This is a genomic window from uncultured Chloroflexus sp. (assembly GCF_938091255.1).
Taxonomy (GTDB): Bacteria; Chloroflexota; Chloroflexia; order Chloroflexales; family Chloroflexaceae; genus Chloroflexus.
Genome location: NZ_CALLJH010000033.1, coordinates 39,697 through 51,706, shown reverse-complemented (window position 1 = coordinate 51,706; position 12,010 = coordinate 39,697). Strand labels below are relative to the sequence as shown.

The 12,010-nt window shown below is 58.3% G+C and carries 7 protein-coding genes; 3 read left to right on the top strand and 4 right to left on the bottom strand.

Features of this window, described 5'->3' with window-relative positions; translation table 11 throughout:
- Positions 1-13 precede the first annotated feature (13 nt).
- The 4 genes from Q1A00_RS11850 to Q1A00_RS11835 form a co-directional block, all read right to left on the bottom strand.
- Positions 14-985 (bottom strand): hydrogenase, encoded by a 972-nt coding sequence (locus Q1A00_RS11850; RefSeq protein ID WP_298406973.1) that lies wholly within the window; start codon positions 983-985, stop codon positions 14-16.
- Between the two features lie 122 nt (positions 986-1,107).
- A complete protein-coding gene (gene hypB, locus Q1A00_RS11845) occupies positions 1,108-1,782 on the bottom strand; it encodes a hydrogenase nickel incorporation protein HypB (RefSeq protein WP_298490592.1) in 675 nt (224 codons plus the stop codon).
- Positions 1,779-2,123, bottom strand: a complete 345-nt coding sequence (gene hypA / locus Q1A00_RS11840) for a hydrogenase maturation nickel metallochaperone HypA (RefSeq protein ID WP_298406979.1) — start codon at positions 2,121-2,123, stop codon at positions 1,779-1,781. The genes hypB and hypA overlap by 4 nt, the downstream gene beginning before the upstream one ends.
- A gap of 102 nt (positions 2,124-2,225) precedes the next feature.
- Positions 2,226-3,089, bottom strand: coding sequence for a DUF1641 domain-containing protein (locus Q1A00_RS11835; protein WP_298406981.1), 864 nt, complete (start codon positions 3,087-3,089; stop codon positions 2,226-2,228).
- A 366-nt stretch (positions 3,090-3,455) separates the two neighbouring features.
- Here Q1A00_RS11835 and hypF point away from each other — a divergent pair, with 366 nt between their 5' ends.
- From hypF to Q1A00_RS11820, 3 genes are all read left to right on the top strand, one after another.
- Positions 3,456-5,783, top strand: a complete 2,328-nt coding sequence (gene hypF / locus Q1A00_RS11830; RefSeq protein WP_299756967.1) for a carbamoyltransferase HypF — start codon at positions 3,456-3,458, stop codon at positions 5,781-5,783.
- A complete protein-coding gene (locus Q1A00_RS11825) occupies positions 5,783-8,170 on the top strand; it encodes a DNA methyltransferase (protein WP_299756964.1) in 2,388 nt (795 codons plus the stop codon). The genes hypF and Q1A00_RS11825 overlap by 1 nt, the downstream gene beginning before the upstream one ends.
- 336 nt (positions 8,171-8,506) lie before the next feature.
- On the top strand, positions 8,507-11,863 hold the full coding sequence (locus Q1A00_RS11820; protein WP_298406990.1) for an ExeM/NucH family extracellular endonuclease: 3,357 nt from the start codon (positions 8,507-8,509) through the stop codon (positions 11,861-11,863).
- Positions 11,864-12,010: the final 147 nt, after the last annotated feature.

Genomic DNA, 12,010 nt, shown 5'->3' with positions numbered 1-12,010 from the left:
CGAGCTCCCTAGCTTATACAACAAACATATCCTCTTTTGCCCACTTCGGCGCTGCCACTCGCGCCGCCGCTGCGAGGGCCATATAGCTGACCGGATCGGTGCCGGTTGGCACTTCCTTCGGAATCGCGCCACTGATCTTCTGGGTCTTGAAGACGGTGCCGGGGGCCAGATCAAAGAAGGGGAACTCTGGCTCGGTGCAGCCGGTGCAGGGCATACCGGCGCGAGTCTTCGACGACTGGCGATTCCAGAGGATGCGGTTGCAGGGCGAGCGGGTCATCGGGCCGCGGCAGCCAAACTCGTAGAAGAGACAGCCAGTGCGGGTGCCCTGCCCAAATTCGAGCGTCGATTGCTTGTACTCGAAGAACTGCACACGGGTGCAGCCGGTTTGGGTGAAGCTGGTAAAGAAGGTCTGTGGGCGTTGCAAATCATCGAGCGCGATGTCGGCAGCGCGGCCACTGGCGACGGCGACCAGAATCTGCGTCACCCAATCGGGGTGGGCAGGGCAGCCGGGGATGTTAATCACCGGCAAGCCAGCCTTCGAGCGCCAGTTGGGGCCAAGAAAGCCACCGAGTTCACGCTTGTGGAATTGGAGACCAGTAGACTGGCTGGGGTTGGGGGCCATCGCCGGGATGCCACCCCAGCAGGCGCAATCGCCGATTGCAACCACAATGCCGGCCTGTGCAGCCAACTCGCGTACCCATTCTTGCATCGGGCGATCGGCGAACATGTTGTAGCGGCCAGTGCCGTTTGGCGCCTGTATCACCGATCCTTCAAAGACAAAGATATCGAGCGGGCGCGCGCCGCTGGTGCAATCGTGGAAAATCCGCTTTGCGTTTTCGCCCAACTCCATCCCAAGCGACGGGTGCCAGAGAATCTCGATACCGAAATCGGTCACCAGATCGCAGGCGCTAGGCTCCTCGGCGTTGAGGAACGACATCGTGTTGCCGCTACAAGCGCCACCCTGTAGCCAAAGCAGTGTTGCCATTCAACCGTCTCCTTGTCATCACAACTACAACCCGGAACCAAAAGCTACATCGCGATGATAGTAAGAACCACAAACTTACTTATCCGACTATCAAAACCTTTGGTACGCTTTGCGCCTTTGCGTTAACCCCTTTGCGCCTCGAAACGCTCGCGAAGCCATACTAGCCACTCATCGAGACCACCTTCGTGACGGGCAGATGTCGCAATGATCGGCGCGAGCGGGTTAACAGCGCGAATATTCTCTTCGGCCATTGCGCGATCAAATCCCACCGGCTCAGCTAAATCCATCTTGGTCAACAACACTGCATCGGCAGTAGCGAAGGTTGAAGGGTACTTCAAAGGTTTATCTTCGCCCTCGGTTGTCGAAAGCAGCACGACTCGGGTTGCTTCACCGAGGTCATATCCTGATGGGCAAACCAGATTACCAACGTTCTCGATAAACAGTAGATCAAGCTCGTTCAAATCCCAACCTTCAAGGTGGCGCGCAACGATGTCTGCCTCAAGATGACACATATCACCGGTCTGAATTTGACGCACCAAACCGCCACTCCGGGCTAATCGGCGGGCGTCGTTATCGGTGGCGAGATCGCCAACCAGTGCCGCTACCCGGTATTCGGCCAGCAGCGCGCGCATCGTCGCTTCGAGCAGGCTGGTCTTGCCGGCGCCGGGGCTAGAGAGCAGGTTGACTACAAACACACCAGCGGCGTGAAAGCGGCTGCGCAGCTCGGCGGCGAGTTGGTCATTCTTGCTCAACACACCCTGTCGAATCTCGATCAACCGTTTGGCTTCGTAACTCATGGCGTCTCCAATGCCACTAATTCCAATTCGCGCCCGTGAACGATCTGGCCGGAGGGTTGGTTGCACTGCGGGCAACGAAACAAGCGCGGGTTCGGTAAGGTCACTTCGGTGTTGCAGGTGGGGCAAAAGACTGTTACTGGCACCTCTTCGATCATCAATTCGGCGTTGGCCAGAGGCGTGCCTTCGGCGGCGATGGCAAAACTGAAGCGCAGCGCATCGGCGACCACGCCGGCCAGTGCGCCTATTCGTAAATGAACGGCGCTGATCTCATCTGCGCCAGCTTCGGCAGCGGCGGCGCTGGCAATCTTCACGATGTTGTAGGCGATAGATAATTCGTGCATAGGTTTTGAATGTAAAGGCGCAACGTGCGCAAAGGACACAGCTTAAGCATAGCAGTACTCTTCCCGCCTTTGCGTTGGCGTCCTTAGCGTCTTGGCGCTCCTTCACTTCAACGAACTGCCAAAGCGGCGACCAAATTCGACGATCAGGCCAGCGGCGCGTTGTACATCGGGGTCGCGCAAAGCGCGGAGTAGCCCGAATAGACCGACGGGTTTTGGTGACTGGCGCAACGTCTCGCGGCTGGCAACGAAGGCGTCGCCGGCTTCGCCGACCAGTTTCACCGTGTCTGGGTGGAACACCCCCGAATCGAGTAGGGCATCGAATTCGGCAGAGGCAATGAACGGCTCGATCTTCTCAATCACCTCGATAAAGTTAGGGGCAACTGCCACAAGTCGCGGGAAGTACGGCAAGAAGGCGATAAAGGCATCTATCAGCTTATCAGGCGTGATCGCGCTATTGCTCAGCACAACACGCAATTCTTCGACCGAACTACGGATATTCTCGGTCAGCTCATCACCACGGGCAAGCAGGTGATCAAGTGCGCTCACAAGGAAGGCGAGTAACTCGCTCTGGCTGAGCAATCGGTCGAGTGCCGCGAGGGTTTGTGGTTTGCTAAGCGTGACGAGCAAGCGCTGAAAGGCCGGTTGGCTAGTGAGCGTTGCGAGTTGCTCAACCGTATCGGTCAACTGCGGCAACGTGCGCGCCAGCCGCACCAGTTGGCCGGCGATCTCGCCACTCTCCGCCGGCAGCGCCGCGCGCAACTCTTGCATACTAGCCGCCACATTATCGGCGATCACTTCACCGCGTTGCAAGAGACTATCAACTGCACCTGCTGAAAAAGCAAGCAATTCGGCGTGGTCGAGTAAGCGGTGAAGGGCAGCAGCCGTCTGCGGTTCGTTCAGCCGGTCGAGTAAGGCGGCGGCGTTCAGCGGACGGTCGGCATACGTGGCGGCGCCATTGCTGCTCATGGTGTTCCTCTTACAACAGTGATTGATGGCGAGTACCAACAATTGGTTGACGCTTAGAAGTCTGTACCTCCTTCGCGTCTCTGTTCCAGATTCAGCGCATCTTGGCGAGTGGCGGCATAGCCAATTTGTAGAGTGTAGAACGTGACTATTAGCACAAATTATAATCGTCGCGAACTGTTAACGTCAAGTAGCAGCTTCATAACCATAGGTTACGACAGCGGTGCATTTGTTCGTAGGTATGGTGTGCAAAACCATAAGTCAGCGTTGCATAGAGATGTTGGGATAATAGTCCATTCTGACTTCCTCTCCTTCCACGCTTTGCACCCTCGCGCCTTTGCGTTTATCATCCATCGTATGGAACCAGCAATGATCAATTATCAGCAGCGGCGCTGGCGGATCAGTGTGCGCGGCATCGTGCAAGGCGTCGGCTTCCGGCCCTTTGTGTTTGGCTTGGCTGAACGTTGGGGGCTGGCCGGTTTTGTGCGCAACGATAGCGCCGGCGTGACGATTGAAATCGAGGGTGAGGAGGGCTTGTTGCACGAGTTTGTAACGGCGCTGCAACGCGAAGCGCCGCCTCTCGCCCGCATCGAGCAGGTGAGCGTTGAGCCGCTGGCGTTATTGGGCGAGCGCGAGTTTGTGATCGCGGCCAGCCAAACGCAGGCCCAACGCCGCACGCTGATCGCGCCCGATACCGCTACCTGCGCCGATTGCCTGCGCGAGATTACCGATCCAACTGATCGCCGCTATCGCTATGCGTTTACCAACTGCACTAACTGCGGCCCGCGTTTTACCATCGTGCTCGATGTGCCCTACGACCGCGCCAACACGACGATGCGTAGCTTCCCGCTCTGCGCGCGGTGCCGAGCCGAGTACGAAGACCCGCGTGACCGCCGATTTCACGCTCAGCCAACGGCGTGTCCGGTGTGTGGGCCGCAGGTGCGGTTTTTCAGGGGTGCAAGCGGGGTAGAGATGGATTCGCATTCCGATCCGCTGATCGCGGCGGCGACCGCGCTTGCGCACGGTCAGATCGTGGCGATCAAGGGGTTGGGCGGCTACCATCTGGCCTGCGCCGCCGATGACGAGGCGGCGGTGCGCCGGTTGCGCCAGCGTAAGCAACGTGAGGCACGACCGTTGGCAGTGATGGCGTGTGATGTGGAAATGACCGCACGGCTCTGCGTGATCGATCCGCAATCACATGCCTTGCTGACGAGTCCGGCCCGCCCGATTGTGCTGATGCCGCGCCGGCCTGACGCGCCGGTTGCGCCGTCGGTTGCGCCGGGGATGCAGACGTTAGGGGTGATGTTGCCCTACACGCCGTTGCACTATCTTCTGTTGGCCGATTATGCTGCGGTCATTGGTTCGCAGCGGGTGGCGGCGATTGTGCTAACCAGCGGCAATCTGAGTGATGAGCCGATTGCGTATGAAGATGAGGATGCAGCGCAGCGGTTGGGTGCAATCGCTGATGCCTTCCTGACCCACAACCGCCCGATCCACATGCGCTGCGACGATAGTGTGGCGCGCGTAGCCGCCGGCGGGCCGCTCCTCATCCGTCGCTCGCGCGGGTATGCACCTACGCCGATCACGCTGGCTCACGAGCTGCCCTGCCCGATCCTCGCCTGCGGCGGCCATCTCAAGAACACCTTCGCTCTCGCTCGCGGGCGCGAGGTCTTTCTGAGTCATCACATTGGCGATCTCGAAAATCTGCCTACGCTGCGCTCGTTCCACGAGGGGATTGCTCACTTTCAACGGTTGTTTGAGATTGTGCCCGAGGTAGTGGCTTTCGATCTGCACCCCGGCTATCTAGCTACCCAAGCGGCACTCGCAATGCCAATTGAACGTAAGATTGGCGTGCAACATCACCACGCCCATATTGCCGCTGTGCTGGCCGAATACGGTCACACCGGGCCGGTAATCGGGATTGCCGCCGATGGCAGCGGCTATGGGCCGGACGGAACAGTGTGGGGGGGTGAGGTGCTGGTAGCGACCTGTGCCGAGTATGAGCGTGTCGGTCATCTTAGGCCGCTGACCTTGCCCGGTGGTGAGCAGGCGGTGCGCCAGCCGTGGCGGGTGGCAGCAGCGGCGCTGGCTCAGCTCTACGGCCCTGATTTCTGGCGACTTGCGCTACCGTTTACCCGGCAGCTCGATCAAGCGGCGTGGCAGGTGTTGGCCCGTATGATTGAACGGAGCCTCAATAGCCCGCGCACTTCAAGCCTTGGGCGGCTCTTCGACGCTGCCGCCGCACTGGCCGGCATGGGCCAGATTGCCCGTTACGAAGGCGAGCTGGCTATTCTCTTCGAGCAGATCGCCGATCCACAACAGCCGCCTTATCCAATGCCACTCCGCGAACCGGCCATTACTGGCGGGCCGTTTATACTTGACGGACTAGCGCTGCTGGCGGCGCTGGTTGATGATCTGCGGGCCGGGGTTGCACCGGCGGCAATCGCCGGTCGGGTGCATCACGGGGTTGCGCAGGCGCTCTTGGCGGCTTGCCGGCGGGTGCGCGATGAGCGCGGTCTCACGACTGTCGCCCTCAGCGGCGGCGTGTTGCAAAATGTCTTACTTCTGGAGACGCTGGCCGATGCGTTGCGCGCCGATGGCTTTACTGTACTGATCCCGCGCCTTGCCCCGCCGAACGATGGCGGCTTGGCGTTGGGGCAGGTGGCAGTGGCTGGGGCGCGGTTGAGGTGTGCGTGATGGAACATTGTCTCACTTCCGAACGAATCGCTGCCCATTTCTACACCGAACTGCAACCGTCTTACGTCAGCTTACACGCTCGCATACAGGGCATTGCATGTGAACACGAGCGGCGCTGGTATGCGACGGTGCTGCTGTCACGGCTGATTGTGCTCTGGTTCATCCAAACCCAAGGCTGGCTTGACCGCAACCCGGCGTATCTGCCTGAACAGCTAGCGTGGAGTCGTACCCACTTCGGCCCGGATCGTTATTACCGTGATGTGTTACGCGCGCTCTGGTTCGATGGGCTGGGCCGCGTGCGTGATGAGCGCGACGCAGCGACCAACCGTCTGCTCGGTGATGTTCCTTACCTTGGGAGCAACCTCTTTGTTCCGCATCCACTCGAAGTGCAGCATGGCGATACAATCACCATTCCAGACAGTGTGTTCGAGCAGCTTTTCACCTTTTTCAGTCAGTGGTGCTGGTATGTGCATGGCCGACCGGGGCGGCACGAACGCGAGATCGATCCTGAGATTGTGGGTTACGCACTCGAACAAGCCATCAACCAAAAGGAGCTAGGCGCCTATTATACACACGACGACGTTAGCGCCTACATTTGTCGCGCCACTATCATCCCGGCGCTGTTCGATAAGGCCGGGCTGTCGTTAGCACCGCTCGCCTTAGCGCAGAACATCCGCCGCTACATCTACCCAGCGATGCAGCAAGCCGTCCCCTTACCAACCGAAACTGACCGTGAACAAGCTGCGCGGCATTCCCAAGTAGCGGCCATTGTCGCGGCGGCAACCAGCGGCCAGCTTGTCACGATCAACGATGCGATCACCGCCAACCTTGACCTTACCGCGCTCATGGCCGATCTGATCTCGCAGCTCGATCCGCATCGCCTCTTGGCCCTCTTCACCGCACTCGTCGGCGATCCGCACGGCGGGTACCCTCCGCTCAGCGTGCTTGATCCAACGGTTGGCTCAGGCGCATTCTTGCTCGCCGCCCTGCGTGTACTGACACCGATCTACCATGCTGTGCTTGGACGGATAGCCACTATTCAACCAGATTGGCTCGCATCACACGAAATAGGCGCTGACGCTCATCGCAGCGACCAGATTATCAAATGGATTGTGGCACATAATCTGTACGGCGTTGATCTCATGCCAGAAGCGATTGAGGTCTGCAAATTGCGCCTCCTGCTTGTGCTTATTGCCGAATATGCTAACGTGGGCCTGCGCACACCGTTGCCCAACCTCGACCACACTATCCGGCTAGGTAACGCGCTGGTGGGAGAGGGAAACGGCTCTATCGAGGCGCACCCGTCGCCTGCTCAATATCACCACACCCAAACCTTCAATTGGCATGAGGCGTTCCCTACAATTCTTGCCAATGGCGGGTTTGACGTGATTGTCGGTAACCCGCCCTACCTTCCCTACCGTAACGTCAAACACAACTACCGCATTGTAGAGTATCAGACGGCAGGCAGCGGCAACCTCTACGCCTTTGTCATCGAACGCGCATTGCAGTTGCTTAAGCCGCACGGCAGATTTGGCATGATCGTCCCGATCGCGTCGGTCTCAACCGAGAGGATGCGGCCGCTGCAACAGCTCTACCGCAGCTATACTCAGTGGCATAGTCACTATGCAGTGCGACCGGGAAAGCTCTTTGCCGGTGTTGATATGAACCTCACCATCACGCTCTTACATCAGTCGGACGGTGAAGCGCGCGTGTACAGCACTACCTACCACCGTTGGTTCAATCGCCCACCGAGCGACCGACCGTTTCTCTTCGCCAAGCTGAGCTACTGCCGTTGGGATGGTATCACTACCCATGCCAACCCACTCCCCAAGATCGGCTCACCGATTGAGATTGCCATCCTGACCACTATGCATCAACACCGGAAAAAACTCAAAGACTTCATTGTCGAACACGGCACACCGATCTACTACCATTCTGGCGGTCGTTATTGGCGCAAAGCCTTGCCCGAAAAACTCTCATCCCACTATAAACCTATCACGGTACCCGTCCATCTGCGACCGATCGTATTCGCCTTGCTCAATAGCCAACTCTTTTACTGGTATTGGATTGTTAATTCCAACTGCATGGATGTTGTCGCTCGTGAAGTTTTGGAACTTCCGGTTTTTGATCTGAATCTGGTGGATGTGGAACCGTACTGCACCCTTGAACGCGAACTACTCGCGGTCTACGCGGCTCACCGCTGTCACCGCATCCGTCGTGGCGAGAGGATCAACACCGGTGAAATCAACTTCGACGCTAAACCGGCCAAACCGATCCTCGACCGGATCGACCGTCAGCTTGGTCGAGATTACGGTTTTAACGCCGAAGCAGTCGATTTTATTCTCAATTACGACATCAAATACCGAATGGGGCGAACGATCGATTAAGGTAAAGGGCACAAAGGAGGTAACCGCAGAGGCGCAAGGGGAACGTAATCATGCTCTGTATCTTTGCGGTCTTCGCGTCTTAGCGTTATGCCTCCTCTGCACAGCACTGCACGTGACGTTTTGTTCATCATGACAATGACAAAAATGTCATGAAATCGTTTATCGATCCCAACAATTCCTTAACACTGATTTCAAGGTTTACTGCTATCATTGCTACGCTTGATTATTCAACCATTGCGACGTGGTGTACCTTGTCTGCATCCCCTCGCAAACCCGCCGCATGGCCGTGTCGCTGCTGGGTAGTATGTTCGCCTGTCATTCAACGAGGTGCAGGGTATGCATGCTGCATTTGGCGGAATCCGCCGCTGGGTCGGGTTATTGCTCGTAATCGCGTTTGTGTTCGTACCGTTCGGGGTTGGGCTACCGGTCGTGCGCGCAGTAAGCGCCGATTTGGTCATTAGCCAAGTGTATGGCGGCGGTGGCAATAGTGGTGCGCCGTACACAAACGACTTTGTTGAACTCTTCAACCGTGGTACAACAACCGTCTCGCTGAGTGGGTTATCGATTCAATACGCCAGTGCCACCGGCACCGGCAATTTTGGCAACAATCCGGTCGTGCTTTTAAGCGGGTCGCTCGCTCCCGGCCAATACTATCTCGTACAATTGGCCGGTGGTGCGGCGGGCGCACCGCTGCCGACGCCCAATGCGACTGGTGCAATCAATGCAAGCGCGAGCGCTGGCAAGTTTGCGCTCGTCAATAGCACCAGCGGCCTTGCCTGCAACGGCGGTTCAACGCCGTGTACGCCGGCGCAGTTGGCGCTGATTATCGATCTAGTCGGTTACGGCAATGCGAACTTTTTTGAAGGTGCGCCTGCGCCAACGCTAAGCAATACCACGGCTGCGCTGCGCAACGGCAATGGTTGTGTCGAGACCGATAACAACGCGAGCGATTTCAGCGCCGGGCCACCCAATCCGCGCAATACCAGTAGTCCGGCCAATCCGTGTAGCGTGCCACCGCCTCCGCCGCCGATGACGGGCAATTGTCCCGATGTGCCGAATGTGAGCCTGATCAGCCAGATTCAGGGCACGATCGACATTTCGCCCTGTGTGAGTGAAGAGGTACTGGTTGAAGGCGTCGTGGTCGGTGACTTTGAAGGGCCATCACCCAATCTGCGCGGCTTTTACGTGCAAGAAGAGGTTGCCGATTGGGACGCTGACCCACTGACGTCAGAGGGTATCTTTGTCTTCAACGGCAACAACAATAACGTGAACCTCGGCGATCTGGTGCGGGTACGTGGCACAGTCAGCGAATTTCAGGGCCAAACCCAGATCAGCGCCACGCAGATCACCGTCGTCGGCACCGGTACCGTCGATCCCGTTGATGTAACGATGCCTTTCCCCAGCGCCGATTATCTCGAACGCTACGAGGGCATGCTGGTGCGCTTCCCGATGAAGTTGGTCGTTACTGAGCATTTCCAGCTTGGTCGGTTTGGGCAGGTGGTGATGTCAGCGGAAGCACGCCTCTACCAGCCGACCAGCCTTTACCCGCCGGGGCCGTTGGCAGCGGCAGTGCAAGCGGCTAACGACCTGAACCGGATCATTGTCGATGACAATCTCCAAAACCAGAACCCCGACCCGATCCTGTTTGGTCGCGGCGGTAATCCGCTCAGCGCGAGCAATACGCTACGCGGCGGTGATAGTGTGACCGGTCTCATCGGGGTGATGACCTATACGTGGTCGGGCAATGCGGCGAGCGGTAATGCCTACCGAGTACGGCCGGTCGGCGATCTAAGCGATCTGTGGCCGGGGGGTGGCGTGCCGGCTTTTGCCGCCGATAATCCGCGACCGACTGCACCTCCCAGCGTTGGCGGTAGCATCACCGTCGTCGGTATGAACCTCCTCAACTACTTCAATACCTTCAGCGGCTGCACCAATGGGCTGACCGGTAGTCCAACCGGTTGCCGCGGAGCCGAGAATGCTACTGAGTTTGCCCGCCAGACAAACAAGACTGTCGCGGCCATTGTTGCACTCAACCCTACTGTGCTAGGTGTGATAGAGATAGAGAATGACGGCTATGGCCCGAATAGCGCCATCGCCGATCTGGTCAACCGGCTCAATGCAGTGACTGCGCCGGGGACGTATGCGTTTATTGATGTGGACGCAGCAACCGGGCAGGTTGATGCGTTGGGGAACGATGCGATCAAGGTCGGTATCATCTACCAGCCAGCGCTAGTCACGCCGGTTGGCCAGACGGCGGCGCTCAACACGCCGGCATTTATCACCGGCGGCGACAGCGCACCACGCAATCGGGCGGCGCTGGCGCAAGCATTTGCCGAGAATGCCAGTGGCGCACGGTTTGTAGTCACGGTCAACCACTTCAAGAGCAAGGGCAGCGCCTGCGATACCCCTGATGCCGGTGATGGGCAAGGTAACTGCAACATCGTGCGCACCAATGCGGCCAACGAGCTGGCAGCATGGTTGGCAACTGACCCAACCGGGGTGAACGATCCAGACGTGTTGATCATCGGCGATCTCAACAGCTATGCCAAAGAGGATCCCATCCGGGCGCTGGAGGCGCAAGGCTACGAAAATGTGATCGAGCGCTTCGGCGGGCCAAATGCGTATTCGTATGTCTTCAACGGTCAGTGGGGCTATCTCGACTACGCACTGGCAAACGCCAGCCTGAGCGCCCAAGTGAGCGGTGTAGCTGAATGGCATATCAATGCCGATGAGCCGTCGGTCCTCGATTACAACACGAACTTCAAATCGGCCAACCAGATCAACACGCTCTATGCACCCGACTTTTACCGCACCTCGGATCACGATCCAGTGGTTGTTGGTCTCAACCTTGATGGTACACCGCCGGTCACGGCGGCTAGCATCAACGGCCCAACGAATCCGCTCTGCCCGGCCAACTGCTACGCTGGTAACGTCACAATCACGCTGAGTGCGACCGATGATCGGTCAGGTGTGGCTGCGATCACCTACCGCGTGAATGGTGGTACGTTCCAGCCCTACACCGATCCGTTCACGCTCAGCGGCGAGGGTACCTACACGGTCGAGTTCTTTGCCCGCGATGGAGCCGGGAATGTTGAACCAGTACAAACCGTTACAGTGGAGGTGCGTCCCTTTCCGGGTTCACCTACCCTTGATACGTTCGACCGGGCCAACGGTCGCTTGGGATCGAACTGGAGTGGCGCAACCCAGCTTGACCAGTACCGGATTGATGGCAATGCGGTGACAGTCGAGAAGGGCGGGCTTGCGTTGTGGCGGCCAACTATGTTTGGGCCAGATCAAGAAGCCTTCATGCGGTTGACGGCGATCGACCCGAATGGTCAGCACCACACGCTGGCCCTGAAGGTGCGCGGGAGTGGCGGACGGAATGGCGCGCTGTTGGTGAGTTACGATGCGGTCAACCAACACGTGGTCGTCGAGGCCTTCGTACCGGGACAGGGTTTCGTGACTGTTGCCACCTTTGCTGCAACTGTTGCTAACGGTGACACTCTCGGTGCGCGGGCACGGGCCGATGGCACCGTTGAGGTTTTTGTGCGCTGTGCACGGATCGGTGTGGCTGATACCCGACCTGCTGCCGGTAACCGTTACGTAGGCACTGGTGGCCGGATCGGCGTCTGGTTCTACAACAGCGGCGGCGCCGGATTTGATGACTTCGGCGGCGGCGATCTCGTGCCATAAGGTTGGAACAATATGGAGTGCGGCAGTCAAACTGCCGCATTCCACAACGCAATATAGCGGAACACAACATCTCGGTATGTAGTGCGGCAGTGCCACTAGCGAGAGAATAGAGACGGGATGTGAAAATGGCATGCGGCAGCTTGGCTG